The organism is Thiorhodospira sibirica ATCC 700588 (genome assembly GCF_000227725.2).
GTDB classification, from domain to species: Bacteria; Pseudomonadota; Gammaproteobacteria; order Ectothiorhodospirales; family Ectothiorhodospiraceae; genus Thiorhodospira; species Thiorhodospira sibirica.
On record NZ_MU255056.1, the window covers coordinates 508846 to 535772 of the forward strand.

The following is a 26927-nucleotide window of genomic DNA, read 5'->3' on the forward strand; positions in this document are numbered from 1 at the left end:
AACAGACAACGCAATATTTTCCGCCGGATCCCCATGAGCTGCCCGTCAACATAACACGCCTCCTTGCATGAGGAAAAGTGCAAATACGCATTCACGCACATTCACGGGTGTCGCGCAAGATCGACCTTGGGAGCGCCGCGACCTGCGGCTCAAGGCCACAGCTACAGCGCTGAGATGCTTGTTGATAACCCTGCGGTGTTAATCCTTGGGTGGCGGGGGTTGTATGGCTTCCAGTGTTTGAATATGTGCGCTCAGGCCGACGGCGCGGCTTACGTCCAGCTCCAGGGCGATGCCGGTGTTCAGATTTTCATCCAGTCCGCCAGCACTGACAATGGCATCCAGAACCACCGAGGAGCGGCGATCTTCCACCAGAATCAAGATCACGCTGCGAAAGGCCATGAATTCCAGGCCAAAGAAGGTGAATTGGCGATGCAGACCGTGACCTTGTGCATCTTTGATGACGGTAGCCCCGGTGGCGCCGGCGGCTCTGGCAGCATCAAGCACGATGCTGGTTTTTTCTTCGTCAACAAACACCATAATCAGTTTGAATTGCATGGGGTGGTTTCCTTGTGGCATGTGAGGAGCAAAAAACAGGTTGCAGGCTTTGCCCATTCAGCGGCTAAGCGGCGTTTTGCCGGAGACTTGCTGCGCTTGTCTTGCGACGGCGGCAAGCCGTCGCAAGACTGCGTTGCGCCGGGTTATAGCCGTTACAGCCGCGATAAATCAGCCGCCTGGGAGAAGGTGTCATTAAGCTGTGCCAGCAGGGCCAGGCGGTTGTTGCGGACTTTGAGATCATCGGCCATAACCATGACCTGCTCAAAAAAGGCGTCCACCGGTTCGCGCAAGGCAGCCAGCGCGGTCAGGCCCTGGACATATTCGCCGCGTGCAAAGTGCGGCGAGGCGACTGCGGCAACCCGCTCCAGGGCTTGATGAAGCTGCTGTTCAGCGGCTTCGTGCAGATACAGCAGCTCAATGGTGCGCGGCGGGCTGCCTTCGGTTTTTTTGAGGATGTTGTGGATGCGTTTATGGGCGGCAGCAAGGCTTTGCGCCTCCGGTAACTCCAGAAACTGGCTGACTGCATGAACGCGCTGGTCAAAATCCAGCGGGACGGTGGGGCCTAAAGCGAGCACGGCTTCAAATACCTCCAGGCGGATGCCGCGATCCTGATAATAGGCGCGCAGCCGCTCCATCATGTAGGCAAAGAGTTCGGGAATCGCTGCGCTGGCGGGCACGCGAGGCTCAAGCTCGGCAGCGGCGCGTTGCAGTAGCGTCTGCAGATCCAGCGCCAGACGCCCTTCAATCAGGATGCGCAGCACGCCCAGCGCGGCACGGCGCAGACCGAAGGGGTCTTTGGTTCCGGTGGGGCGCTGGCCAAGGGCAAAGATGCCGACCAGGGTGTCGATACGATCACTGATAGCCAGTGCCTGAGCCAGAGGGCTTTGCGGTAATTGATCTCCGGCATGGCGCGGCCAGTAGTGCTGTTCCAGGGCCTGGCTGACTTGACTGGGTTCGCCGTCGTGTTGGGCATAATAACGCCCCATGATGCCTTGCAGCTCGGGGAATTCATGCACCATCTGGGTTTGCAGGTCACATTTGGCCAGACGGGCGGCACGCAGGGCATCACTGGGATTGATCTTGAGGGTCTCGGCCAGATGGCTGCACAGTTTGGCGACGCGCTCGCTTTTGTCATGCAGGCTGCCGAGTTTTTGCTGAAAGGTGACGCTGCGCAGACTGTCAATGCGCTCGGCCAGGGCGTGACGCCGGTCTTGCTGCCAGAAAAAGCGGGCATCGGCCAGACGCGGGCGGATGACCCGCTCGTTGCCCTCACGCACCTGCTTTGGATCGTGTGAGGCGATGTTGCTGACGGTGATGAAATGCGCCATCAAGGCACCGTGCTCATCGACCACCGGGAAATATTTCTGATTGCCCTGCATGGTGGAAATCAATGCCTCTTGGGGCACTTCCAGAAAATGCGGCTCAAAATGCCCGGTCACTACCACCGGCCACTCAACCAGTGCCGCCACCTCCTCCAGCAGCGCCTGATCTTGCAGCGCGTAGCCGCTGAGTGCCTGGGCAGCAGCGCTCACCTGCTCCTTGATCAGGGCACAGCGTGCCTCAAAATCGGCCTGCACATAGCCGCGTTCCGCCAGCACACGGACATACTCGCCGGGGGTTTGCAGGGTGATCGGCTGGGGATGATGAAAGCGATGGCCGTAGGTAATGCGCCCGGCGTGCAGGCCGAGAATTTCGCAGTCCAGCACCTGCTCACCGAGCAGTGCCACCACCCAATGCACCGGTCGCACAAATTCGGTTTCGCCACTGCCCCAGCGCATCCGTTTGGGCACGGGCAGGGCCTTGAGCGCTGCCTCGACCCGTTCAGGAATCAGCGCCGCTGCCGCCTGACCGGCCTCCTCGCTGCGATAACACAGCCAGGCGCCTTTGTCGGTTTCCAGGCGTTGCAGCTGCGCGACCTCAACCCCACAGGATTGCGCAAAGCCGATGGCGGCCTTGGTCGGGGCGCCATTGGCGTCAAATGCCGCTGCCAGCGCCGGGCCACGGCGTTCGATCATCCGGCTGGCTTGGGTCAGCGGCAGTTGCTGGCAATACACTGCCAAACGACGCGGCGTGGCGTAGTACTTTATGCTCTGGGCGCCAATACCGGCCGCGTTAAGCCCCTCGCCAAGCTCCTGGGCAAAGGCCGCAGCCAGGGATTTGAGCGCCTTGGGCGGCAGTTCCTCAGTACCAATTTCAATCAGCAGATCGTCACGCAGATCCATTACACAGTCTCACGGTGTTGGGCGGTGGCAGAAGCATGTGCGGCGGCACACAGCGGAAAGCCCAGCGCCTCGCGGGCTGCATAGTAGGCCTGCGCCACCGCACGGGCGAGTTCACGCACCCGCAGGATATAACGCTGGCGCTCGGTCACGGAAATCGCATGACGGGCATCGAGCAGGTTGAAGGTATGCGAGGCCTTGAGCACCTGTTCATAGGCCGGCAATGGCAGACCCAGCTCCACCAGGCGCTTGCTTTGCGCCTCACAGGTATCAAACCAGGCAAATAATGAGGCCGTGTCGGCCTGTTCAAAATTATAAGCCGATTGCTCGACCTCGTTTTGGTGGTAGATATCGCCATAGCGCACCGTGCCGTGCGGCCCCTGCGTCCAGACCAGATCATAGACACTGGCGACACCCTGCAGATACATCGCAATGCGCTCCAGCCCATAGGTAATCTCACCACTGACCGGGCGACAGTCCAGCCCGCCGACCTGCTGAAAATAGGTAAACTGGGTCACTTCCATGCCGTTTAACCACACCTCCCAGCCCAGCCCCCAGGCCCCCAGCGTGGGCGATTCCCAGTTATCCTCAACAAAGCGGATATCGTGCACCAGCGGGTCAAAGCCCAGCGCACGCAGCGAATCCAGATAACGCGCCTGAATATCCAGCGGCGAAGGCTTTAAAAGCACCTGAAATTGATAATAATGCTGCAAACGGTTGGGATTTTCCCCATAACGTCCATCCGTAGGACGCCGCGAAGGCTGCACATAGGCCGTCAGCCAGGGCTCTGGACCAATGGCGCGCAAAAAGGTCGCCGGGTGAAAAGTCCCCGCACCGACCTCCATATCATAGGGCTGTAACACCGCACAGCCCTGGCGGGCCCAAAAATCCTGCAGGGCGAGAATCAATCCCTGAAAGGTAGTGACATCATATGAAGACATGGCTTGGCTCTTGGATACCTAAAGCCGGGATTATACTGCCCCACGCCATCCCCACCAAACCGCGTTATCATGATCTGTATACGGCTCATGCCGGGGCGGCCGCCGTCGGTGCTGACGACCTTCCCCTGCATCCCACTTCAAAGCGTGATCATCCCCCGTTCCAGGCGGAACCGTCATTGAATTCGGCGACAGGCTATACACGGAATTGCTTGATCTTGGTCTGCAGGTCTGTGGCCAGGCTGGAGAGCTCTTCGCTGGCAGAAATGATCTGACGCATGCTGTTAGCCGTTTCATCCACCGCATGGGTGATGTTGGCGACGTTGCGGTTGATCTCTTCGGTGACGGCGGATTGTTCTTCAGCGGCGCTGGCGATTTGAGTATTCATATCGGTGATCGCGGTCATTGACGCCGTGATGGCATCCAGTCGTTCGCCCGCCTGTCCGGCTTGCGCCACGCTGTCTTGCACGCGTTCCTGACCTTGCTCAATCGCGCGCACCGCATCGGCTGAGCCTTTTTGCAGGCGTTCAATCATCGCGTTGATTTCTTTGGTCGAGGACTGGGTACGGCTGGCCAGGGTGCGTACTTCATCGGCGACCACCGCAAACCCACGCCCCTGCTCCCCGGCGCGGGCGGCTTCGATGGCCGCATTCAGAGCCAATAAATTGGTCTGTTCGGCAATGCCCTGAATCACTTCCAGCACTTTGCTGATGGCCTCGCTGTCCACCGACAGGCGTCGAATGACCTGGGCGATATTTTCGACCTCGCGAGCCACTGAATCAATGGCCTGAATCGTTTGCTTTACCCGATCACTGCCGATATCCGCCTGCCGGTCGGTATCCTGTGCCGCTTTAGCCGCCTCGGCGGCATTGCGGGCCACCTCGGCCACAGTGGCGGTCATTTGATTGATGGCGGCGGCGACCTGATCGGATTCATGATGCTGGCGGGTGACCAGTTCCCGCGTCTGGGTACTGCTGCTGCTCAGTTCCTCGGCAGCCGCTGACAGCCAGGAAGTCACATCCATCGTTTGTTTGACCAGTCCGTGAATTTTATCGACGAAGCGGTTAAATGCCCGAGCCAGCTCTGTCAGTTCATCTTTGCCGGTTTCATCAATGCGGTGGGTCAAATCACCATCGCCGTGGGCAATATCATGCATGGCCTGTACCGTCTTTTTTAACGGCTGGATGATGCTTTGGGTAATCCAGAAAACCAGCACGGCGATCAGAGCTGAAAAAGCGAGGGTGATGGTGAATACCGTGACGACATAGGCCCTGAATTCGCGTTGAATATCGTCAATATAAATGCCCGAGCCCAACACCCAGCCCCAGGGTCTGAACAGTTCAACATAGGAGATTTTTTGCACGGGTTGCGTACTATTGGGTTTGGGCCAACGATATTCCAGCCAGCCAGCTCCTTGAGCGCGGGCTAAACGTGCCGCTTCTAAAATGAGCGCTGTTCCATCCGGGTCTTTAAGACCTGATTGCTCCTTGTTTTCCAGCGCAGGATTTAGCGGGTGCATCAATACCACCGCTTGCAAGTCATTGATCCAGAAATACTCACCTTCGGCATAGCGCAGCGTACGAATGACCCTCATGGCCTGTTGCTGGGCCTGTTCCCGGCTTAAGGTCTGGTTTTGTTCCAGGGTATGATAGTGCCTTAAAACACCAGAGACCGTCTCGACGATATGGTGAACCTTTTCTGCTTTGCTGGCCTGCAAGGCATGGTAATTTTGATACAGGGTGACGCCGCTTAATAAAAAAAGGGTGATAACGGTCACGCCCAGAATAAGCCACAAACGAGCGGCAATGGATAGCGTGCGCAGGTGCTTTAGCATGTGAGGGATCTCCGCTGAGCAAGAGTGGTGGTAAGCCATGCAAAGACGGTTCGCAGGCCCATAGCCTCGCCGCCTTTGGGCCTTCCCGGACGTTGGCGTGTATTCCAGGCCATGATGTCAAAATGCACCCACGGCCTGTGCTGGACAAAGGCTTGCAAAAATAAGGCCGCCGTAATCGCCCCGGCATACCCGCTCTCGCTGCTATTGGCCAGATCAGCAATATCACTGTCGAGCATCGCTTTATACGGTGCATGAAGCGGCAAACGCCACAGCGGGTCACAGGGCAAGGTGGCATGATGCATGAGCGCATCGGCCAGCGTGTCATCATTACTGAAAAACGCGGCAATTTCAGTGCCCACCGCCACACGCGCCGCCCCGGTAAGCGTGGCAAAGTCGATCATCAGATCGGGCGCCTCCTCGGCAGCCGCACTGAGCAGATCAGACAACAACAAGCGCCCTTCCGCATCGGTATTATCAATCTCAATACTCAGTCCCTGACGCGACAGCAACACATCTCCCGGTTTAAAGGCATTGGCAGACACCATATTTTCTGCCGCCGCTACCAACACCCGCAAACACACTGGCAAATTCGCCGCCATAATCATGCGCGCCAGCCCCAAGACATGCGCCGCCCCACCCATGTCTTTTTTCATCCAGCGCATTCCCTTGGAAGGCTTTAAATCCAGTCCACCGCTATCAAAGCACACGCCTTTACCAATCAAGGTCAGTTTAAACCCCGCCGGATCACCCCAGCGCAAATCCAGCACCCGTGGCGCGTGCTGGCTGGCACGTCCCACTGCATGCACCAGCGGATAACCGGCATCCGGGAGGCGTTCGCCGATCGTCTGGGTACACTGTGCGCCAAATTCACTGGCCAGTCGCTCAAACGCCTCGCCCAGATGCGCCGGAGTCATATCGGCGGCGGGCAGATTGATCAAATCACGCACCCAATAGTGCGCGCTGACGGTATTTTCAATCTGCGCAATCTCAGCCGCCGTGAAGGTATCCGGCCCTTCGGGTAAGGCCAACTGACTCAGCAGCGGCTCGGTTTTTTTATAGCGATTGAAGCGATAGCTCCCCAAGCCCCAACCAATGGCCAAATTCACACGCTGCGTCTGAGGCCAATCTGCGTCCAGGTAATAGACCCCTGCGGGTAATTTTTCCGGCAGTGCCGCAATGAACCACATCGGCTCAGCCTGATCCAGGCCGACCAGCACACGCTCCAGTCGTCCCGCCACATCCGGCAGCAAACAAAGGCTTTGCGGTTTCGCCTTGAAACGCTGAACATCCAGCCACTGTCGTGTTGCCAGCGCTTGCGCCTCAAGCCAGGCATCCAAAATTTCGGGAGACAGCGGGGTCAGTGGTATCGCACGATCCAGCGTGCCGTGATAAAAACAGGTTAAGTGCAGTGCTTGCATTACTAAGGCCTTATGCTGTGCAAAATTGGCAGGGGATTCAGCGCATATTTTAGCGCCTTTGCCGAGATATTGCCGCGCCATAGCGCACCTTTAAAAGTCCGCCTGCCTCCAAGGCCAGCACCTCCCCCTCAAAACGCCGTCAGCGTCTGCGAAAAAATAAAGATAAGCGCATGAATCCTAATAATAATAAAATAAAGAAGCTTTCCCATTTTGCAAAAAAGCAAAAAAAATCCCCAGACAGCTTGCATTTATTGAAAAATAGTATAAGCTTTCTCTTATATACTTAATTTTCCCTGCAATATGAAATTAAGTTATACGGGTGCTGCCAAAAAGCGTATACGCACATTCATGCGTATTTTGCTCAGCGCAAGACTTGCCATCTGAGTGGAAATCGCTATAGAGTAGCAACACCATAGGCTATGGATGATCATCCCTCACATCCTGCAAGGCCAGTATCCTGAGTTGGGGGAAGCACAACAATCAACCCGTTTTCGGAGATAGCATGATGAAAAAAATCACCAAAGCACTTGCTGCAGCCGCCGTTTTAGGCGTTCTTGCCATTCCTATGCAGGCCAGCGCCTGGTGGGGCGGCGGTCCTGGCTACTGGGGTGGCCCAGGCTATGGCTACGGTCCTGGCTACGGTGGCTATGGCCCAGGATACGGTCGCGGCATGGGCGATATGTTCGGCGACATGTGGGGCGATATGGACTTCAGCGTACGCGGTCGTGGCACGGGTACTGGTCGTGGGTATGGCTACGGCTACCATGACCCCTACCGTTATGGCGGTTATGGCGCTCCTTATGGCTACGGCGCCCCTCATGGCTTTGCTCCTTACGGTGCACCTTATGGCGCTCCAGGCTTTGCTCCTTACGGTGCCCCACAGCAGCCCGCCCCGCAGCCACAAGGCAATCAGTAACACATGCACTAAGGTGTGTGTAAAAAGCGGCCCCCTCCAGGGGCCGTTTTTTTTGGCGCACACTGCACGCCGCATGGCCTCAAAACAAAGGCGTGAGACCTTGCCCGAGGCCCTTTTCTTCGATGTAACGGACACCCCGAAGCAGGCGCTTCAACCGTAATACCTTCCATAACTTCAGCGATATCCGGCAGTATTACAAAGGACTGAGCTGGCCATCGTTTCTCCGTCTTCTGTTTAAAGCTTGATCCAGTTCATATACAGTAGGCCAAGGCTGCAGGATACTTATACCTTCTGAGCTCAGGCTATCTTTGTCTAGCTTTATTCACCACGCAGTACTCACCGCGCAAGCTGGGAGATTTTTATCATGATCAGCCTATTTGAAATTGTCGCTCTGGTTGTTGTCATTGTTGCGATTGTAACTCTGATCACGGCGGTTAAAGCGGTTCCCCAGGGGGAAAAGTGGACGGTGGAACGCTTTGGTCGCTATACCCATACCCTTGAATCCGGGTTGAATTTTATTGTGCCCTTTATCGACGGCATTGGTCGCAAGCTGACGGTGATGGAGCAGGTGCTTGATGTTCCCGCGCAGACGGTGATTACCCGTGATAATGCGGCAGTGGTGGCCGATGGAGTGGTTTTTTTCCGCATTGATGATGCTGCAGCAGCGTCTTATCAGGTGCGCAATCTGGAAGAGGCGATTGTCAATCTGACCACCACCAATCTGCGTTCGGTGATCGGTTCCATGGATCTGGATGATACCCTGTCCAATCGGCAGAAAATCAATGATGTTTTGATGACGATTGTCGATGAGGCGACCAATCCCTGGGGTATCAAGATCGTGCGCATTGAAATTCGCGATTTGCGCATGGAAGCTGAATTACAAAAAGCCATGAATATGCAGATGACCGCTGAACGGCGGCGGCGCGCTCAGGTACTGGAAGCCACCGGCGAGCGTGAGGCCGAGATCTTGCGGGCCGAAGGTGAAAAACAGGCGGCGATTCTGCGTGCGGAAGGTGCCCGCCAGGCGGCCTTTCTGGAAGCCGAGGCCCGTGAGCGTGAGGCGCAGGCTGAAGCAGAGGCCACGCGCATGGTGTCGGAGGCCATTTCAGCGGGGAATGTTCAGGCGGTGCAGTATTTCCTTGGGCTGAAATATGTCGAGGCCTTGCAGACCATCGGCGGGGCGGATAACAGCAAGCTGGTTTTGATGCCGATTGAGGCCACCGGGGTGACGGGTGCTATCGCCGGGGTCTCTGAGCTGTTGCAGCAGATCGCGGCATCGAAGTCGCCAACGCTTGGCAATAAATAATCGCCGCATCCTGCCTAAGCTTATACAGAGCGCACGAAATGGAAACCGCCTTAACCAACCCCTGGTATTGGGTCATTGCTGGTGTGATCCTGATTGGTCTGGAGATCGTTGTCCCCGGCGTGTTTTTGCTGTGGATTGGCTTGGGAGCCTTGTTGTCGGCCCTATTGATCGTCTTATTTCCTGATCTGCCCTCCGGCTGGTATTTTTTGTTTTTTGCGGTGGCCTTGCTGTCTTCCGGTTCGCTGGGCTTTTGGATTCAGCGCCGTGGCAAACAAAAAGCCGCCGGCCTGCCGGTGCTTAATCAGGAAATGGACGGTATGCTGCATAAGGAATATATCGCCGCCGTTGATTTTAGCGTCGGGCGTGGACGCATCCGCGTCGGCGATACCACCTACACCGCCCTCGGACCCGATAGCATCAAAGCCGGGGATGTGGTGCTGGCCTATGAACACCAAGGCATTCAGTTCAAGGTTCGCCCCGTCACGCCGACCGGGCAGGACGAGGACCCTCCCCCCCTGCCACCCGAAGTCTTGGAAAAAGACTAAGCCTGGCTCTTGGCGCTTTGAGGGTTAGCGGTGTTCCAGCCGCTGGAGTAGCTGTTGCAGCGGGGTATCCAGCGGGGCCTTGATGTGCCAGTTGCGTGGCTGGTCAGGCCAGGGGAAGCGCAGGATGTGGGCATGTAAAAACAGGCGTTTTAAGCCCAGCGCCCGCAGCTGGCGGTTGGCGGCGAAGTCACCGTAATGGCGATCACCGGCCAGCGGATGGCCCAGATGGGCGGCGTGGACGCGGATTTGATGGGTGCGTCCGGTCATGATCTGCGCCCGCACCAGGGTGACTTGGGGATAACGCACCAAGGGGGTGAACAGGGTCTGGGCATCTTTACCGTCTTCTTCGTCTACGCAGACCAGGCGTGCGGCCTTGCTTTGCAGGGTGCGCGCCAGGGCTTTATCCACCTCACGCGGGCCGCCCTGCCAGCGCCCCACCACCAGCGCCAGATATTCCTTGATCACCTGCCCATCGCGCCACAGTTGCTGTGCCTGCAGCAAGGCCTCGCGCTGTTCGGCCAGAAGCAGGCAGCCGCTGGTATCACGATCCAGCCGATGCACCAGCTCCAGAAAGGGGCGTTCGGGCCACAGACGCCGCAGCGCCTCAATCACCCCGACGGTGATGCCACTGCCGCCATGCACTGCCAGTCCGGCGGGTTTATTCAGGCATAAAAGCCCCTGGCCTTGCCAGAGCAGCGCCGCTTTCAGGGTTTGCGCCAGTCCCTCGGGTAAGGGCGCGCTGCCCAGATCGGCCTGGGCGGGCAGGCGCAGTGGCGGCAGGCGGATGATATCGCCCCCCTCCAGACGGCGCTCAGGCTTTACCCGGCCTTTGTTGACCCGGACTTCGCCGGTGCGCAACATGCGATAGATATGGCTTTTGGGAACGCCTTTGAGTTCGCGCATCAGATAATTGTCGAGGCGTTGTCCGGCATGTTCCGGGCTGACTTCGTGGTAGGTAACGCTGTGTAATTGGCTGTTTTTTGTCATACTATGTGGTGTTGCCGTAAAGGTGGCGACACCTTCCAGGTGTCGCTTTTTTTTGCGGCGGCATCACGATGATGCCGCCACGTTTTTATGCCAGACAAACAGACCGCTCCCTCCCTGATAACCCTGAGTCGCTTAGCCATTCATGCATTCTCCCGCTGAACATTGTGCTGTATCCACTGCGCTGCCTTCGTCTGCCCCCAGTCTGTCGGTGGTGATTCCATTTTATAACGAGGAAGATAATATTGCTCCGCTGGTGGCGCGGGTGCACGAGGCGCTGGCGGCGCTCCCGTGTCCGTGGGAGCTGCTGCTGATTGATGATGGCAGTGCAGATCGCACCCTGACACAAATGCAGGCCCAGCAGGCGCATTATGGCCCGCATGTGCAGGTGCTTGCGCTGCAACGCAATTTTGGCCAAACGGCGGCGATGCAAGCGGGCATTGATCATGCGCGAGGCACGGTGATTGCGCTGCTGGATGGCGATTTACAAAATGATCCGCACGACATTCCGCTCATGCTGGCCCTGCTGCTGGATGAGCAGCTTGATATGGTAGCGGGCTGGCGCAAGGATCGCCAGGATGATTTATGGCGACGCAAAATCCCCTCACGCATCGCCAATCGCCTGATCCGGGCGATTACCAAGGTGAATCTGCACGACTATGGTTGCAGTCTCAAGGTGTTTCGTGCCGAGGTGCTCAAAGGGGTGCGCCTGTATGGCGAGATGCACCGTTTTATTCCCGCCTGGATCGCCACCCAGACCTGTCCGGGGCGCATCGGTGAATATGTGGTACGCCACCATCCGCGTGCCAGCGGGGTCTCAAAGTATGGGCTGTCACGCACCCTGCGGGTGATTCTGGATTTATTATCGGTGTATTTTTTCATGCGCTACAAGGCCCGTCCAGGGCACTTTTTTGGCAGCATCGGCCTGTTTTTCGGCGCCCTGGGCGGGCTGATCCTCAGCTATCTGTTTACCTTAAAGCTGGTGTGGGGCGCTTCCATCGGCACCCGACCGCTGTTGATCATTGGTGTGCTGTGTGTGCTGGTTTCGGTGCAGCTGCTCACCACCGGGGTGCTCAGCGAGATGATCTCGCGCACCTATTTTGAATCTGGCCACGCCCGCTCGTATGTCATCCGCACCGCTAACAGGCCGCTACCACCCGCCGGCTGGTTTACACCTCGCCCCACCGCTTCCTCTGACACTCCCGCCGCAGATGCCTGAAAATCCGCAGGCAATGCGCGTATCCACAGCGCCACAAAAAATTAATGCACAACAATAGATAAACATCATATCCCATTAAAAAACATTTAAATTTACTTGAATTTTTATTTTTATCGTCCACAATATCAGATGGGTACTTGTAGCATATTATTTCGGTGTTGTGTTTGTGTTGCATCCGCCTGATCCTGCATGCGCGCGGTCGGCCTATGAGGGATTCGCCGGATGCTGAATGTGAGGGGGTGTATTGTGAAACCAGCAGATGTTGAACTACAGCGGCGTCAAGTGCTGCGGCTGTTGCTGGCCGGGGGCTTGGGCGCCACCGCTTTGTTGGGGCCAGGATTGCTCCATGCCAATACCCAGGCGCGCATTACGGGGATGCGCGTCTCCAATGAAGGTCAGGTCACACGCCTGGTCTTTGATCTCTCGGGCGCAGTTGAGCACAAGGTCTTTACCTTGAGTAATCCTGATCGCGTTGTCATTGACTTAACGCGCACCCGCAGTACGGCCAATCTGAATCTGCCCGCCAATGCGCCGCCGCCCTTGCGCGGCGTGCGCCATGCCCCACGCAATACCCATGATCTGCGCCTTGTCCTGGATCTCAGCGCGCCTACGCAGCCGCGCAGTTTCCTATTGCGCCCAGGGCAGGGTGCCGGGCATCGGCTGGTGATTGATCTGCAAGGGGGAGCAGCAGCGCCGCGTCCGGTAGTGGCCGCCGCCCCGGTCTCGCGGTCGCGGGATGTGATCGTCGCCATTGACGCCGGTCATGGCGGCAAAGATCCCGGTGCCATTGGCCAGGCGGGAACCTATGAAAAGGACATCGTATTGGCCATTGCCCGGCGACTCGAACGCCTGGTGAATAACGAGCGCGGGATGCGTCCGGTGATGATTCGCACCGGCGATTACTTCCTGCCCTTGCGCCAGCGCATTGACCGCGCCCGCGAACAGCAGGCCGATGTGTTTATCTCCATCCATGCGGATGCTGCGCCCAATCGCAACGCCCAAGGCTCCTCGGTCTACATCCTGTCTGATCGCGGAGCGACCAGTGAAGCCGCCCGCTGGCTGGCCGCGCGCGAAAATGAGGCCGACCGACGTTTAGGCAGCGTCCCGATTACGAATAAAGATGATGTACTGGCCTCGGTCTTGCTTGATCTTTCACAGACCGCCACCCTGGAGGCGAGCGCCACGCTGGCCGATGCCTTGATCGGTGAGATGCACCGCGTTGGTAAAGTGCGCAGTCGGCAGGTTGAACGCGCCGCCTTTGCCGTGTTGCGTTCCCCGGATGTGCCCTCGGTGCTGGTGGAAGCCGCCTTTATTTCCAATCCGGAAGAAGAGCGCAAACTGCGCGATGCCAATTTCCAGCAATCCATTGCTCAAGCCATTCTCGGCGGACTGCGCGCCTATTTTAATCAACATGCCCCACCGGGCACCCTGATTGCCGAAACCCGGCGCCAGCAGCATGTGATCCAGCGCGGCGAAACCCTCTCCACCATTGCCCAGCGCTATCAGCTCAGCGCCGCCGAGCTGCGTCAATACAATAATCTGCGCAATGACCGGGTGCAGGTCGGCCAGGTATTGCGCATTCCGCAACGCAGCAGCTAAAGAGGCACGTCCATGAACGCGCAATGGCACAACCACGGGCTTAGACCGCAATGGCCGGCACCGTCACGGGTCTCTGCCTTCAGCACTACTCGCTTGGGGGGTAACAGTGCGGCCCCCTTTGCTGAGCTGAATCTGGCCTTGCATGTGGGCGATGAGGCCGCCGTGGTAGAAGAAAACCGTACCTGGCTGGCCACCCAGCTGCAACTGCCGGGGCCGCCGGTCTGGCTGACGCAAGTGCATGGCTGTGAGGTGATTGATGCTGCCGACTTTGTGAATGCCCAAGCCCCCCCGCAGGCGGATGCCGCCTTTAGCCAAACGCCCAATGTGGTATGCGCGGTCATGACCGCCGATTGCCTGCCGGTGTTGTTGTGTACTCAGCACGGGGATGCAGTAGCCGTCGCTCATGCCGGCTGGCGCGGGCTGGCCCAAGGTGTGCTGGAAGCCACCGTGCAGGCGCTAAAGACCCCAGCCTCTCGGCTCTATGCCTGGCTTGGGCCGTGCATCGGACCATCTGCCTACGAAGTGGGCAGCGAGGTTTACCACGCCTTTGTCGATCAGGACAGACAAACCGCTCCCGCCTTTACCTATTTAACCCAGGAGCGCTGGCTGGCGGATTTACAGGCACTGGCCCAGCATCGTTTGCAGCAGCTCGGCGTCGTGAACATCAGTGCCGAGCCATCCTGCACCTTTCATGATCTGCGCCGCTTTTTTTCCTACCGCCGCGACGGCCAGACCGGACGTATGGCTACGCTGATCTGGTTTGCGCCATAATGCATGCAAAACCCCCCCTGCCAGCGGCGCCAAACCAGGACGCACCTCCCTGCCAAGGGAACGTCGCGCCGCAGGTGGAGCGGATGCTCATCCAAGAGATGCCACCACACCCAAGGTATGCTTATGTGTCTAGCGATTCCCATGCAGGTTGTAGAGATTGACGGGTATAACGCCCGCTGTGAGGCCAAAGGCATCAGCCGCGATGTCAGCCTGTTTTTATTGCAGGGCGAACCCATCATCCCCGGTGATCATGTGATTGTGCATGTGGGCTATGCCATCCAGAAAATCAGCGCCGAGGAAGCCCGCAGCGCCTGGGAACTCTACGATGCCATACTATAGCACGTTGATAATTCAGCAAATGGCGGCAACGAAGGTGGCATTTTCCCGCCACCACCGTGGGAGCGCATGATGTATAAACTGGTTTTTTTCGTACCACCAGAACACGCCGAAACCGTCAAAGCCGCCGTGTTTGCCACCGGCGCAGGACAGATCGGCGATTATGAGCACTGCTGCTTTGAAACCCTCGGACGCGGGCAGTTTCGTGCAATGGCACACGCCAATCCCTTTGTCGGCGAAGCCGGACAGCTCAACCATATCGAAGAGCTGCGCGTAGAGCTGGTATGTCGTGATGAACTGATCGCGCACGCCGTAGCCGCCCTGCGCGCCGCCCACCCCTATGAAGAACCCGCCTTTGATGTCTGGCGCATGGCGGATTTTTAGCCATTTTTTTCACCAAGCGCTATGGCGCTTTGAGCGGAAATTTTATATGTGCTCGCTCTGGGAGGATATGCGCCGCTCCTGTCAGCTTGTGCAAAATAGTGTATGTTTAGGGGGCCAGCTCAAACTAGCCAAACGCCTCGCCCAGGGGTGAGGTTTTCACAACGACATGAAGGATTAAAATCATGCAACATCAATTACCCGAACTGCCTTATGCCAAAGATGCGCTGATGCCGCATATCTCACCGGAAACGCTGGAGTTTCATCACGACAAGCATCATGCGACCTATGTGGACAATCTCAATAAGCTGATTGCTGGCACGGAATTTGACGGTCTGAGTCTGGAGGAGATCGTCAAAAAGGCTCCTGCCGGTGGCCTTTTCAATAATGCCGCGCAGGTGTGGAATCATACTTTTTATTTCAATTGCCTGGCCCCGCAGGCGGGTGGCGCACCATCCGGTTCATTAGCGGCCCTGATTGATCAGCACTTTGGTTCATTTGAGGCGTTCAAAGAAAAATTCAGCGCCTCAGCGACCGGCAACTTTGGCTCTGGCTGGACCTGGCTTGTGCAAAACGCGGCCGGTGCGCTGGAGATTGTGAACACCGGCAATGCCGCCTGTCCGCTGACCGAGGGCAAAACGCCACTGCTGACCATCGATGTCTGGGAACATGCCTATTACATTGACTACCGCAATGCCCGGCCCAAATACCTGGCCGCGTTTTGGGAATTGGTCAACTGGCCGTTTGTCGCGGCACAATTGCGCTGATCCGCCAGCGAAGGGTTGCGCGTTTGCTGTAAAGCAAACGCGGGCCACACAGCACTCGCGGGAGGCGCGCAAACCGTTGATAGGGGGTTGTCATGCTGCGAATGGCTCGATGCCGATGGCCGTTATTTGGCTGGGCGCTGTGGTGGTGTTTGTCGCCCGCGACGCTGTGGGCGATGGATGTACAAGTATTGGCGGTATTCAGTGATCGTGCGGTAATCCAGATCGGTGATGAACGCACCCAGCTAAAAATCGGTGAATCCAGTACCAGCGGTGCCCGCCTGCTATCCACCGATGCGCGCATGGGGCGCGTCCGCCTGCTGATGGATGATCAGGAACGCGAATTCACCCTCGGTGGACGGGTCGGCGGAGCTTATCAGACACCGCGCCAGGCCAGCACCCGCATTTATCGCGACTCTTCCGGAGCCTACACGACCACCGGCAGCATTAACGGCACCGCCGTGCGTTTTTTAGTCGATACCGGCGCCAGCTCAGTCGTTCTCAGTGCAACCCAGGCGCAGCGCCTGAATATCGACTATAGCCGTGGCGTATTGACGCCGGTGATGACTGCCTCTGGAAATACCCTCGGTTATCGCATCGTACTGGATCATGTCATCATTGGCAGCATCCGCCAACACCATGTGCAAGCGCTGGTTTTACCCGGCGACAGCCCGCACATCGCTTTACTCGGCATGTCCTTTCTCAATGCACTCAACCTGCGCAACGAATCCGGCGCCCTGGTGCTGGAACAGCGTTATTAACCGTGATTAAAAATGGCCGTATCCATAACCACAAACCCAAATTCGCGTGCAAGGCCTGTGGTCGGCAGTTTATCAAGCATCGCATCAGCGCGGATCAATAGGCACTGATGGATAATCGAAGTCGGCTAGGAACCCAAGGGCTTTAGGCCCCTGGCTGACTTCGATCCCCGACACACACGCCGACCCTTTCGCCCATATCCTGATCGATCGCTCACCAAACCCAGGATTTATGATGCTGGTTTCCCACAAAAGACCACCGCGCATCGCATGGGATCACACGCTTGCCTTTGGTTTTTTTACCTGCACCTTTCGAGGTGTTCCTTTGTATTTTTGATTCACATAGCTGTGTAGCCAACGCTCTGAAACCCCAACGACCCGAGCGATACCGGCCCGTGAAATGCTTTCCAATAAGAGCTTATCAATGAGTGCTTTTTTATCCTCACTGATTCGATTCTGGGGATTCTCGACAAACTGCCGACCGCACGCCTTGCACGCGAATTTCGGCTTGTGGTTATGGATGCGACCATTTTTAATCACATTTTCTGAATGACACGAAGGACACTGCATGGCTTTTTACGCTTTAGAACCCATCACCTCTACATCTTACCACATTCAGCACTACCATTTTCAGGGCTACCAATTCATCTACGCTGATGTGGGTGAGCAGTTCAGCCTTTCAGCACAGTGGATCATCTGCGCCATTACCAGCTATGCCGAAGCCTGCAAGGCGCGGGGTGTTGGCGTCCCGCTGGCCATCGTGGTTTCGCGCTACACTAGCCGGACCTGTCCAAGCATAGCGCAAGCCTTTCGGCTTTAGCTTTAGCCCTGGGGGCACATGAGTGAAGATTTAAGTAGCACGCACAGGAAACGATGATGACAACCGTATCAAACATCAAGAACAATTTTTTTGCCTCTGATCCAGAGCATTCAACACGGCCTGCATCCGGGATCGCACTGGCACCGCTATTGCTGGGCATCATCGCCGCAGCGCTTGTGTTTATCCTGGCCCAGGGCTTTGCCCGTTGGCTGGCTGGCGGTGGTTTGCTGGTTCTGGGTGTGGCGCTGTCGTGGTGGGTTCATGCAAGCCTGCAGCGTTGGGAGCAAACAATGCTGCAGCGCCAGGCCCGTGCGGTTGAGGCGAGTCATGCACAGGCGGCTCCGGTTTCTTCGCCCTTAGCGCAGGTCTGTGCGTCGGTGATTCCCATCTGGCGTCGTCATGTGGCGGCCAGCAGTGCGCATACAGAGGACTCGGTTGCTCAATTGGCGACGCGCTTTGCCGATATCAACCGGCGCCTGGAGCAGGCTCTGGTCGCCTCCGGCACATCGTCGGGGAGCCATGAAGACGATGTGGTCACCACCTTGCACAAGGCCCGCGAAGAGCTTAACGATGTGCTGGGAAATATGCGCCAGGCCTTGGGAACCAAGCGCGATTTATTGGCGCGGATTAGCGAACTGGCGAATTTCACTCAGGAAATGCAAGGAATGACCGACGCGGTTTCGGCACTGGCCTCACAAACCAATTTGCTGGCATTGAATGCAGCTATTGAAGCGGCGCGGGCGGGTGAGCATGGGCGCGGTTTTGCCGTGGTGGCCGATGAGGTGCGCACCTTGTCCACCCAGTCGGGCGAGGCCGGCAAGAATATTGCGCATAAGGTGCAGGCAATCAATGCGGCGATTCTGGCGACCCGTGATTCCGCCGCACATTTTGCCCAGCAGGATGAGCAGTTATTCAATCATGCGCAACAGACCATTGAGCATGTGCTGACCCGTTATCAGGCGGTGATGGCCTCGCTGGAAGCATCTGCCCAGGTATTGCACACAGAAAGCAATGCGGTGCAGGCTGAGGTGACGGAGGTTCTGGTATCCCTGCAATTTCAGGATCGGGTGACCCAGATTCTGGGGCATGTGATGCAGGATATGGATAATCTGATTTCTTGTATGCAGGAACAGCGCTGCGCCCAGGTGGATCTGAAGACCTGGCTGGAGGCTTTGCAATCTTCCTACACTACGCCAGAGCAGCATCATTATCATAGCGGCGAACAGGCAAATAAGCCCACGCCCAGTGAAATCACCTATTTTTAGATCTGATGAGCGCCCGGCTTGCAGAGTAGCGAGACCGGAAGCCTTGCTGTAACCGCTTTCGCGGTGTGGTGAGGGCCATTCATCAGTTTGCGCGGGAAACCCCGGCCGCAAGGCCAAGGAGGGATAGCGCGGCTTGCGAAGCAAGCCTCCCGTTCCCGCGCTCCTTTCTATGTTGAGGTTTTACACAGTGCGCTATCGCGTGTAATGTATGGATATGGACATCAAACGCGCCTACCGCTTCCGGTTTTATCCGACGCCCGCGCAGGAACAAACCCTTGCCCGGACGTTCGGTTGTGTGCGTTTCGCGTACAACCACATGCTGCGGCTGCGTACGGATGCGTGGTTCAAAGAACAAAAGCGCGTCGGCTATCACGAGACCTCCGCGCTTCTGACCGAGTTGAAGAAGACGCCAGAACATGCATGGCTCAACGAGGTCAGCAGCGTTCCGGTACAGCAGGCGTTACGCCATTTGCAAACGGCGTTCGCCAACTTTTTTGCCAAGCGTGCCGGGTATCCCGCGTTCAAGCGCAAGGACGGCTCGCAGTCAGCGGAATACACGACGAGCGCCTTCAAAGACGTGGCGGCACCTTCCAGGTGCCGCTGAAAACCAAGCGAACGCAAGATGCGTCCGCCACGTGCGCTCAACCCGGTTGATCAACGAAAACCAAGTGATCGCCGTCGAGACGCTGGCCGTGAGCCACCTGCAGAAGAACCGCTGTCTGGCGAAGTCCATCAGTGATGCAGGCTGGTCGGAGTTTGTCCGGCAGTTAACGTACAAGGCGCAATGGTGTGGGCGAATGCTGGCGGGCATCGACCGCTGGTATCCGTCGAGCAAACGCTGTTCTGAGTGTGGACACACCGTAGCGAAAATGCCGCTGTCTGTCCGAGATTGGGTCTGCCCGGAATGCGGCAGTCTCCACGACCGTGACATCAATGCAGCGCGCAATGTGTTAACCGCCGGGCTGGCGGGGTTAGTCTGTGGAGAGAACGTAAGTCCCGTGTTGCTGTAAAGCGGCATCGGCTGGTCTCGTTGAAACAGAAAGTCCTGATCGTGAGGTTAGGAATCCCCGTCCTTCCTGCCTGCCGCGACGCACGCGGCGCAGGCAGGTAGGGCGGGGTGGATGTCAAGATGCCGCTTAACGCCGTTAAGTCCATCACACGCACATCAGTCAACAGGATCGTTTGAATGTTTGCCAGTCTTTTGAATGTCTATTCCCTCTTGCTGGGCATGGGGATTTTACTTGCCGGTTCTGGGCTGCTGGGAACCTTGCTGGGCTTACGGGCCGGGCTTGAGGCGTTTCCGCAGTGGTTGATCGGCCTGATTATGTCGGCCTTTTTTATCGGCTATGTGCTGGGTTCTTATTTGTGTCCGATGTTGATCCGTCGGGTCGGGCATATCCGTGCTTTCGTGGTGTTTGCGGCGATTGCTTCGGTGGCTTCTTTTGCGCACGGGCTACTGGTCTATCCCTTGCTGTGGTGGATTTTGCGGGTGGTGGTCGGGGTCAGTGTGCTGGGTTTGTATATGGTGGTGGAAAGCTGGCTCAACGAGACGGTACGCCAGCAGCGCGGTCAGGTGTTTGCCATTTATATGATGATCAGTCTGATTGCCCTGGGGCTTGGGCAGTATCTGATTTTGCTGTATGGGCCGGGGGAGTTGGCCAGCTTTGCCCTGGTGGCCATGCTGTTTTGTCTGGGACTGATTCCGGTGGCGATGACACAGGTTTCACAGCCGACCCAGGTTGAGATTCCGCGTTTTTCCTTTCGCACACTGTATCGGGCCTCGCCGGTGGGCTTTTGGGGGACATTTACCTCGGGCATGATTACCGGCGGTTTTTGGGGCTTGTCGGCACTGTATGCCCAATCCATCGGGCTTTCCAATGTCGGGATTGCCAGCTTTGTCAGTGCAGCGATTCTGGGCGGGGCATTATTGCAGTGGCCCATCGGTTTGCTCTCGGATCATCGTGACCGGCGTATCGTGCTGGCCTTGGTGTGTATCGCCGGGGCAGTCGCAACCGTGGGTATTTTTCTGGTGGCGGGGCAGTCCTTGCCGGGTCTGCTGGCTATGACCGTGTTGTATGGCGGCTTTTCCTTTTCGCTGTACGCGCTGTGTGTGGCACATACCCACGACCGCGCTGACATCAGTCAGGTGCTGGAGATCACCCGTGGCCTGTTATTACTCAATGGCATCGGCGCCAGCTTCGGGCCCATTATCGGCGGTCTGGTGATGCAGTTTGGTAGCAGTGCGCGTCTGCCGCTGGTGTTTGGCGCGATTATGGTCATGCTGTCGCTGTTTACGCTGTATCGCATTTATACCGACCGCCCCGTGCCCCCCGAGGAGCGCTCGGTGTTTGTGCCGGTCACCCGCACTTCAGCGATGGCGGCTGAACTGGATCCGCGCAGTGACCTGGAGCGTGAGCTGGAATTGAAACCGCCGGTCGATTGATGCGCCTTATGTGCTCTGCTGTGCTGCGGAGTGCAGGCGGGCCAGCAGGATGACACCGCCATAGTGTTGTTGCTGGCTGAGCACCTGATCCAGTTCGCTGGCGATCTCGGCGAGGGCGCTGGAGGCCGGGGCATGAGTAAACCAGTTCTGTGCCAGGCGGGTTTCGGCGGGGTTGAGGCTGGCGCGCAAAAACTGCGTCAGTTTTTTTGCGCTATAGGGGTGTCCTGCCTGCAGGGCAGGGCGCGATAACATCAGCAGGTTGACGTGTGTGTGCTGGCCAAAGAGTTGCCGGTGGCGTTCATACAGCGGCTGCATCGTGGCGTGATCCAGCGGCTTGAAAATATGGCTGAGCTGGCGTTCCCACCAAAGCGCCGCCCGGCTGGCTTGAGCGTCACTTGCTGCTGTCCCGTAGACGATATACAGCGTCTTTGGTTGCAGGACATGGGCATAAAAATGGCCGGATGCAGCGCCTACCAGGGTCATAAAGAATTCCCAGTGGCCTTCCTCTAAGGTGTGCGCGGGGAATCGGGCACGCCGCAGGGCGCTTTGATTGCTGATCCGGTTGGCGTCAAGCAATTCATCAAACTGGCGTTGAATGGCGGTGCGCTCAATCTCATCCATCAGGCAGATGGTGCGATCCAGTTCATGAAATTCACGCAGTCGGGGCACCGGGGCAATATTGTCGGGTGACACTTTCTGGGAAAGGGCCTGCAGGCGTAGTTGCAAGCGGGTGAGGGCTTTATTGAGCATCCACAGCAGATAGACCGCCAGCAATAGCCCGACCAAGGCCGCCACGCTGATGCTGATCAGCGCCTGCCATGCCGCATGTCTGAGCATGTGGCGGTAGGTGGTGGTTTCCAGCACGATCCCGACAATCACCGGCATCCGCTCGGCATCGGCCGGGGTGCCGGAGGCAAATACGGTGAAATATAAAGCTGCGTCGTTGTCAGTGTGGCTACGGCTCAGTCCGGCGATATGGATTCCTGGCGCGGTGCGTAGTGCCTGCGCCTCGTCAGGCAGATCCCAGTTCGGCGGACGGGCGAGAAGGTAGCGCGGGATGTCATCGGGCGTCATCGGGGGTAAAAAAATGCTGTGTACCGTGGTGGAATTCAGGGCGCGCACCAGTGGCAGATAGCGGCTATCCAGGGCCTGGGTACCGCGCTCGGTCAAAAATTCCGCCATCACCACGGCCACGGCGCTGCCTTCCTGGCGGAGATTGTCCAGATATTGCTGACGCTTGAGCGAGACATCAAACAAAGAGGCCAGCGCCGCCAGACTGACAAACAGGAGAATCACCAGGGTGGGCAAAATGATGCTGAGTCTCATGCGGCGGGACTCCTTAACGGACACAGTGACTCCCAGGCAATCACCGGGCTAAGGGTTTTGCCGGGATATAGCACTGGCACGGGTTTAGCAGCCCGCGCATCGCCCAGCACATCGCCGGCAAGGTGGCGCAGGCTGTCATCTTGCATCAATAGCAAAGCGCCCTCGCCGGGTTTAAGCAAAGGGCGCGCAGCGGCGCTAAAAGCGTTGAGCTGTTGCTGTTCCGCCAGCCACAGACTTTTGAAAAGGCCAGCGAGATCCACGAGCAAACGCAGCTGTGTGGCATCGTATAAGGTCTTTGCAGGGTCGGTGAAGTGCAGCCAATACAGCCCCGCCTTGGGATCCAGACTGATCAGATAGCCATGATGCAGCCGCTGCATCATTCCCTGTAGCTGCTGGGCCGCGTGGTCATGGGCGCTTTCTGTGGCGCGTTGCTTGCGCAGATTGCGGGCCTCGGCGGTGACTTCCTGATGCGCTTTGGTCAGCTCCCGGCGTAACTGCTCAATCCCGGCAGCGATGGGCGCAAGCTCAGGGACCGTATGCATCTGCTGATTCAGGGGCGTGGTTGAACCCGCCGAAGTGCGGGCCGCCAGGGTTTTGAGTGCTTGCATGGCGCCACTTAAGCGCTGCGCAATAAACCAGGTGATGGCCAGTCCGGCACTGAGCGCGGCCAGGCCCAGCAAAAACACCGTCAGCAAGGCAACCCGGGTGCGCGCTCGAATCACGCTGACGTTCACATCTGCCCCGGCGGCGGCGACAATATCGCCGTGCCGGTTCTTGATAGGCGCAAAGCCGGATTTCAACAGTCCCCACTCCTCCCACGCCTGCACCGGCGAAATGTAATACGGCGCCCCGCCAATCACCTGATACATGCCGTGCATCGCATCAGCCGGCAGGGTATCGGGAGTGCCGATGGGCGTGTGATCATCGTCCTGATTGGCATCAAAGACGTAAATCACCTCATTTTCTTCCTGTCCGTGTACCTGGGTAAATAAATAGGTCAGGCCCAGGCGCGTGCGAATCTCCCGCATGGGCCGGATATGATCAAGATAGCGCGGATCACGGCTGAGTTCCTTGGCGCTGGCCTCCTGATGGAGGCGCTCATTGAGCAGCGCCTGATGGCTCTCGGTGTTAATAAAGGCGCTGGTGACCACGCTGGAGGCAATCAACAGCCGATCAAAACCATCAATGATGGATTGATTCAAACCCTTGTAAATCAACACCGTCAGGGTGGTGGTGACCAGAATTGCAGCAGGAACCAGCACCAGCAGCACCTTACTGCCCAGACCCATGACGGGCGAATTATGTGGATGCATGGCCATGCGCTAAGCGTTCCAGATCAGTGATAAAGGTATGCAGTGCGGTCTGCTCCTGGGAATCCCCGCTGTTGGTGCGGTTATCCGCCGCCAACACCAGCGTGGCGGCCTGACGCACCAACGGCGTACTGCCATGCAGCAGATAATAGCGTGTCACCCGCGCCCGCTCAGGCATCACCAAACCAACGGTCGCGACCAGCGCCACCGCCGTTTCCAGTGGGTCAAGCTCGGCGGTCTCCAGCACCTCGGCCAACCAGGCGGCAAGCTCGGTCGGCGTGCCGGATGGCAGCACTTCCAGCGCGGCGATGCTCGCATCAGCATCCAGCAGGCGTATCAGGCGGATAACCTGCTGCTTGTTAAGCCCCTGTTCGATGGTTTCCAGCGCATTGGCGCGATCTTTGGGGTTTTTTGAGCAGAGCGCCTGATCCAGACTGGCAAAACTGGGCAATCGGCCTGATAAAGCCGCCAGCTCAATCACCCGCAAGCCGGCATGTTTGGCGCTGGCGCTCAGCAGTTGATGCAGCAAGGCCAAGGCGCGTGGCGGTTTGGCCGACAGGGTGGCCAAGCGATAGTCCAGCTGTTGCGCATAGGCCCGAAGCCGTAAGCCCCGCTCAAGCTCCTCATCCATAATGCTTTCAAACAAGGGAATCGCCTGATTCAGATCAATCCGTGCCGCCAAATTAGCGGCTAAGCTGCGGGTACGATGCCCAAAGCCGGTATCTGCAAGTACGCGCATCGCCGGCAGCAATACCTGAATGCCCAGATGGCCCAGGGTGTGCTCAAGGCGTTTCAGCTCGGCGGGTCGCAGGCGATCAGCGAGTTGCAGCATGGGCAACACCAGCCGGGGGTCTTCCAGAATCCCCAGACAATCAATCGCCAACAGACGGCTATCGCTGTCCTCCTGTGCGAGAATATCCAGCAATTTCTCCCCCAGCCCCGCCGTAGCCATGCCTTGGCGCAAGGCCCCTTGCAGCGCCTTGAGCGCCGCATGACGGATACGCGGCTCCTGGCTATCCAGCGCATCCTTGAGCGCATGCAGACTGAGCGGGTCGCCCATGCAGCCGTAGGCCTGAATGGCCAGTATCCGCTCGTGAGTATCGCCCTGCGCAAGCTGATGCAGGGTCTGTACGGCATCCTTGACGTAACGCACATCGCCCAGATGCCACAGCGTTAATGCAGCCGCAGCGCGCAGATGGGGCGTGGCATCGCTGAGCCAGGCCACCGCCCGCGAGGTGGAAATCAAGCCAGCATGTGCCGCCTCGACCGCCTGCTGCTGATCCAGCCCATGCAGGCCATGCCATTCTGCCGCCAGACACAAAGTCACCCAACGCTCCATCGTCTTGGCCCCGCCTTTACCCGGTTCAGTCAGGCGGGCATCGCCTTCGCGGCGGTGTGGATGATTCATGCGGCCTGAGGTCTGCTGCTTGGCCATGGTCTGAATATTCGCCGCCATCGCCCCACGGTAATAATGACGCAACAACAAGGCCAGCCCGATCAAAACCACCGTCACCAGCAAGGCAATGCCCGCAAGACTGCGCGGATCAAGCAAGGGCACGGCAATCAGCAAAAACAGCCCGGAAAACAGGCTGGCGCTCGGCTCAACCAGGCCTTCGATGTAGGTGCGGATGGATTTTTTATACTGCCCCGGCACCGCATTAAACAAAATGTTCTGGGTATTGTATTCCAGCGAAGTCAACACTCCGTGATAGGCCCAAAAAGCCAGCACCGCCGCCCATAAATGATCAGTAATAAACAGCACCGCAAAGGTCAGCAAATACACCATCGGCATGACCAGCATCAGGGTACGGATGCCCAGCCAGACCACCAGACGACTGTAGAGAAAGAGATTAACAACCAGATTAAACAGCGCACTCAGCGCATACAAAAGCCCAAACAGCACCGCCAGCTCAGCCGCATCGCGATCCCGCCCTAAAATCTCAAAATATTGATATTCAATCAGATTGGTCAAGATCAGGGTCACGAACAAGACCCCGGCGAGAATCAGACTAAACGGAGAATTGAGCAAGGCGCCCAACATCGAGGTCGGGCCGCGTCCCGCCTGTGCATCGTCGTCAGCACCGGTATCCGCCAAGGGCTGAAAGCGCTTTTTCAAAAACACCAGCAGCGGCAGCGTCACCAACGCCAGCAGCGCCCACAGAAAAAAGAAAAACGCCATCGGCACATGCGCCGCCAGCAGCGTCACCAGCCCCGCACCGAAAATACTGCCCAGGGCCATCCCGGCGCTAAACAGTGGAAATAAACGCTTGGCATCCTGAATGGTGAAATAACTGTCGGTGAAATTCCAAAACAGGGTATATAAAAGGATGTACCAGATGGCCGCATACAGCTTGATGCCGATAAACAGCGCCTGACGCAGCCCCTCCGGCCAGCCCTCCGCCTGGCTCACCGCCCAGGCAATCAACACGCCAAAGATCACCAGAACAACAAAAGTGTGCTCTGCCAGACGGTTGATGCCATGACGCTGCAACCAGGTAGCATATCCGGGCGTCAGTATCGCCATCAACAGCGGCGTGAGGATAAACACCAACCACAGCTTATCCGCCCCCAGATGGTTCAAAAACACCGCATCACCGGCCGCCATCCCGATGGTCATACCGCTTTGCAACAAAATCGCAAACAGCGCAAAGGCGACTACCTGACGACCTTCGCCCGGCATCACCTTGCAATAGCGGCTAAAAAACGAAATCTTGCAAGGCGGAGCGCCATCAGCAGGCACTGACATGGGAGAATCTTTGGGCATGGAGCCTCTCAAGCAAAAACATAGCGCGCCCACAGTATAATATCTAAGCTGTGGCGGTGTGCAGCATCATACCTTTGCACCGGCGTCTATGCCAACAGCACACACCCGCGAGTGCAAGACGGATGAAAACCACGCAAAGCCCACCGCTTCATGCCGTGGCCGGTGCTCGACGCTCAGGCTGGGAAAATTGAGACTTGCGTTTTATTTTTTTTCGACTATAATGCCACCTTCTTGATGCGGGGTGGAGCAGTCTGGCAGCTCGTCGGGCTCATAACCCGAAGGTCGCAGGTTCAAATCCTGCCCCCGCTACCACTTTTGTGGTTAAATGCTCTCTTATCAGTTCTTCTCTGTTTTTCCTCTGCGTTATCCCCTGTTATCTTTTCTTCACGCTGCTTTCCTTGATTTTATCGGTGTTCCGTGTTTTATTGGCTGTCTACGGCAGCGATGCTGGCGTGT

General features: G+C 57.5%; 26 protein-coding genes and 1 tRNA gene. 17 read left to right on the top strand and 10 right to left on the bottom strand.

Annotation, left to right across the window (positions count from 1 at the left end; all coding sequences use genetic code 11):
• Positions 1-198: 198 nt before the first annotated feature.
• The 5 genes from THISIDRAFT_RS02465 to THISIDRAFT_RS02485 all read right to left on the bottom strand — a co-directional run bounded on the left by THISIDRAFT_RS02465 (position 199) and on the right by THISIDRAFT_RS02485 (position 6964).
• On the bottom strand, positions 199-555 hold the full coding sequence (locus THISIDRAFT_RS02465; protein WP_006786646.1) for a P-II family nitrogen regulator: 357 nt from the start codon (positions 553-555) through the stop codon (positions 199-201).
• A gap of 152 nt (positions 556-707) precedes the next feature.
• Positions 708-2777, bottom strand: a complete 2070-nt coding sequence (gene glyS / locus THISIDRAFT_RS02470; protein WP_006786647.1) for a glycine--tRNA ligase subunit beta — start codon at positions 2775-2777, stop codon at positions 708-710.
• A complete protein-coding gene (gene glyQ, locus THISIDRAFT_RS02475; protein WP_006786648.1) occupies positions 2777-3715 on the bottom strand; it encodes a glycine--tRNA ligase subunit alpha in 939 nt (312 codons plus the stop codon). The genes glyS and glyQ overlap by 1 nt, the downstream gene beginning before the upstream one ends.
• A gap of 193 nt (positions 3716-3908) precedes the next feature.
• Positions 3909-5546 carry a methyl-accepting chemotaxis protein gene (locus THISIDRAFT_RS02480; RefSeq protein WP_006786649.1) on the bottom strand — a complete coding sequence of 546 codons (1638 nt, stop codon included), beginning with the start codon at positions 5544-5546 and terminating at the stop codon, positions 3909-3911.
• Positions 5540-6964: a leucyl aminopeptidase family protein gene (locus THISIDRAFT_RS02485; RefSeq protein ID WP_139063968.1), complete on the bottom strand. Its 1425-nt coding sequence runs from the start codon at positions 6962-6964 to the stop codon at positions 5540-5542. The genes THISIDRAFT_RS02480 and THISIDRAFT_RS02485 overlap by 7 nt, the downstream gene beginning before the upstream one ends.
• 505 nt (positions 6965-7469) lie before the next feature.
• Here THISIDRAFT_RS02485 and THISIDRAFT_RS02490 point away from each other — a divergent pair.
• From THISIDRAFT_RS02490 to THISIDRAFT_RS02500, 3 genes are all read left to right on the top strand, one after another.
• A complete protein-coding gene (locus THISIDRAFT_RS02490; protein ID WP_006786651.1) occupies positions 7470-7880 on the top strand; it encodes a sulfur globule family protein in 411 nt (136 codons plus the stop codon).
• A 364-nt stretch (positions 7881-8244) separates the two neighbouring features.
• Positions 8245-9186 (top strand): SPFH domain-containing protein, encoded by a 942-nt coding sequence (locus THISIDRAFT_RS02495; protein ID WP_006786652.1) that lies wholly within the window; start codon positions 8245-8247, stop codon positions 9184-9186.
• A gap of 38 nt (positions 9187-9224) precedes the next feature.
• Complete coding sequence (locus tag THISIDRAFT_RS02500; RefSeq protein WP_006786653.1) at positions 9225-9731, top strand: NfeD family protein; 507 nt, start codon at positions 9225-9227, stop codon at positions 9729-9731.
• A 24-nt stretch (positions 9732-9755) separates the two neighbouring features.
• Here THISIDRAFT_RS02500 and THISIDRAFT_RS02505 read toward each other — a convergent pair whose 3' ends face one another.
• The gene (locus THISIDRAFT_RS02505; RefSeq protein ID WP_006786654.1) at positions 9756-10718 is read right to left on the bottom strand and encodes an RluA family pseudouridine synthase; all 963 of its coding nucleotides are present in this window, start codon (positions 10716-10718) and stop codon (positions 9756-9758) included.
• Between the two features lie 142 nt (positions 10719-10860).
• Here THISIDRAFT_RS02505 and THISIDRAFT_RS02510 point away from each other — a divergent pair, with 142 nt between their 5' ends.
• The 8 genes from THISIDRAFT_RS02510 (at position 10861) to THISIDRAFT_RS15445 (ending at position 16647) form a co-directional block, all read left to right on the top strand.
• Positions 10861-11934 (top strand): glycosyltransferase family 2 protein, encoded by a 1074-nt coding sequence (locus tag THISIDRAFT_RS02510; protein WP_006786655.1) that lies wholly within the window; start codon positions 10861-10863, stop codon positions 11932-11934.
• Positions 11935-12177: 243 nt separating this feature from the next.
• On the top strand, positions 12178-13533 hold the full coding sequence (locus tag THISIDRAFT_RS02515; RefSeq protein ID WP_040851659.1) for an N-acetylmuramoyl-L-alanine amidase: 1356 nt from the start codon (positions 12178-12180) through the stop codon (positions 13531-13533).
• Positions 13534-13545: 12 nt separating this feature from the next.
• The gene (pgeF, locus tag THISIDRAFT_RS02520; protein ID WP_006786658.1) at positions 13546-14304 is read left to right on the top strand and encodes a peptidoglycan editing factor PgeF; all 759 of its coding nucleotides are present in this window, start codon (positions 13546-13548) and stop codon (positions 14302-14304) included.
• Positions 14305-14427: 123 nt separating this feature from the next.
• The gene (locus tag THISIDRAFT_RS02525) at positions 14428-14643 is read left to right on the top strand and encodes a HypC/HybG/HupF family hydrogenase formation chaperone (RefSeq protein ID WP_006786659.1); all 216 of its coding nucleotides are present in this window, start codon (positions 14428-14430) and stop codon (positions 14641-14643) included.
• A 69-nt stretch (positions 14644-14712) separates the two neighbouring features.
• On the top strand, positions 14713-15024 hold the full coding sequence (locus THISIDRAFT_RS02530; RefSeq protein WP_006786660.1) for a YqfO family protein: 312 nt from the start codon (positions 14713-14715) through the stop codon (positions 15022-15024).
• 182 nt (positions 15025-15206) lie between these two features.
• Positions 15207-15788: a superoxide dismutase gene (locus THISIDRAFT_RS02535; RefSeq protein WP_006786662.1), complete on the top strand. Its 582-nt coding sequence runs from the start codon at positions 15207-15209 to the stop codon at positions 15786-15788.
• A 173-nt stretch (positions 15789-15961) separates the two neighbouring features.
• Entirely contained in the window at positions 15962-16546 is a 585-nt protein-coding gene (locus THISIDRAFT_RS02540; protein ID WP_246585310.1) for a retropepsin-like aspartic protease family protein, read from the top strand.
• 2 nt (positions 16547-16548) lie between these two features.
• On the top strand, positions 16549-16647 hold the full coding sequence (locus THISIDRAFT_RS15445; RefSeq protein WP_472910295.1) for an IS1/IS1595 family N-terminal zinc-binding domain-containing protein: 99 nt from the start codon (positions 16549-16551) through the stop codon (positions 16645-16647).
• Between the two features lie 172 nt (positions 16648-16819).
• Here THISIDRAFT_RS15445 and THISIDRAFT_RS15255 read toward each other — a convergent pair whose 3' ends face one another.
• Positions 16820-17113, bottom strand: a complete 294-nt coding sequence (locus THISIDRAFT_RS15255) for an IS1/IS1595 family N-terminal zinc-binding domain-containing protein (protein ID WP_418896121.1) — start codon at positions 17111-17113, stop codon at positions 16820-16822.
• Between THISIDRAFT_RS15255 and THISIDRAFT_RS02545 the strand changes: the two genes are divergently transcribed.
• The 5 genes from THISIDRAFT_RS02545 (at position 17112) to THISIDRAFT_RS02560 (ending at position 21071) form a co-directional block, all read left to right on the top strand.
• Positions 17112-17363, top strand: coding sequence for a hypothetical protein (locus THISIDRAFT_RS02545; protein WP_006786664.1), 252 nt, complete (start codon positions 17112-17114; stop codon positions 17361-17363). The genes THISIDRAFT_RS15255 and THISIDRAFT_RS02545 overlap by 2 nt on opposite strands.
• Before the next feature lie 56 nt (positions 17364-17419).
• Complete coding sequence (locus THISIDRAFT_RS02550) at positions 17420-18628, top strand: methyl-accepting chemotaxis protein (RefSeq protein WP_006786665.1); 1209 nt, start codon at positions 17420-17422, stop codon at positions 18626-18628.
• 214 nt (positions 18629-18842) lie between these two features.
• Complete coding sequence (locus THISIDRAFT_RS14615) at positions 18843-19232, top strand: RNA-guided endonuclease InsQ/TnpB family protein (protein ID WP_246585311.1); 390 nt, start codon at positions 18843-18845, stop codon at positions 19230-19232.
• Between the two features lie 31 nt (positions 19233-19263).
• Positions 19264-19638, top strand: a complete 375-nt coding sequence (locus THISIDRAFT_RS14620) for an RNA-guided endonuclease TnpB family protein (RefSeq protein ID WP_006786667.1) — start codon at positions 19264-19266, stop codon at positions 19636-19638.
• A 176-nt stretch (positions 19639-19814) separates the two neighbouring features.
• Entirely contained in the window at positions 19815-21071 is a 1257-nt protein-coding gene (locus THISIDRAFT_RS02560; protein WP_006786668.1) for an MFS transporter, read from the top strand.
• 6 nt (positions 21072-21077) lie between these two features.
• On the opposite strand, the gene THISIDRAFT_RS02565 is transcribed toward THISIDRAFT_RS02560, so the two are convergent.
• Genes THISIDRAFT_RS02565 through THISIDRAFT_RS02575 form a run of 3 tightly spaced genes read right to left on the bottom strand, consistent with a single transcriptional unit; the run spans position 21078 to position 26453 of the window.
• Positions 21078-22397 (bottom strand): hypothetical protein, encoded by a 1320-nt coding sequence (locus THISIDRAFT_RS02565; protein WP_006786669.1) that lies wholly within the window; start codon positions 22395-22397, stop codon positions 21078-21080.
• Positions 22394-23716: a hypothetical protein gene (locus THISIDRAFT_RS02570; RefSeq protein ID WP_006786670.1), complete on the bottom strand. Its 1323-nt coding sequence runs from the start codon at positions 23714-23716 to the stop codon at positions 22394-22396. Before THISIDRAFT_RS02570 ends, THISIDRAFT_RS02565 begins: the two co-directional genes overlap by 4 nt.
• The gene (locus tag THISIDRAFT_RS02575; RefSeq protein WP_159098502.1) at positions 23697-26453 is read right to left on the bottom strand and encodes an MFS transporter; all 2757 of its coding nucleotides are present in this window, start codon (positions 26451-26453) and stop codon (positions 23697-23699) included. The genes THISIDRAFT_RS02570 and THISIDRAFT_RS02575 overlap by 20 nt, the downstream gene beginning before the upstream one ends.
• Positions 26454-26706: 253 nt before the next feature.
• Between THISIDRAFT_RS02575 and THISIDRAFT_RS02580 the strand changes: the two genes are divergently transcribed.
• Positions 26707-26783 (top strand) — tRNA-Met (locus THISIDRAFT_RS02580).
• Positions 26784-26927 lie beyond the last annotated feature (144 nt).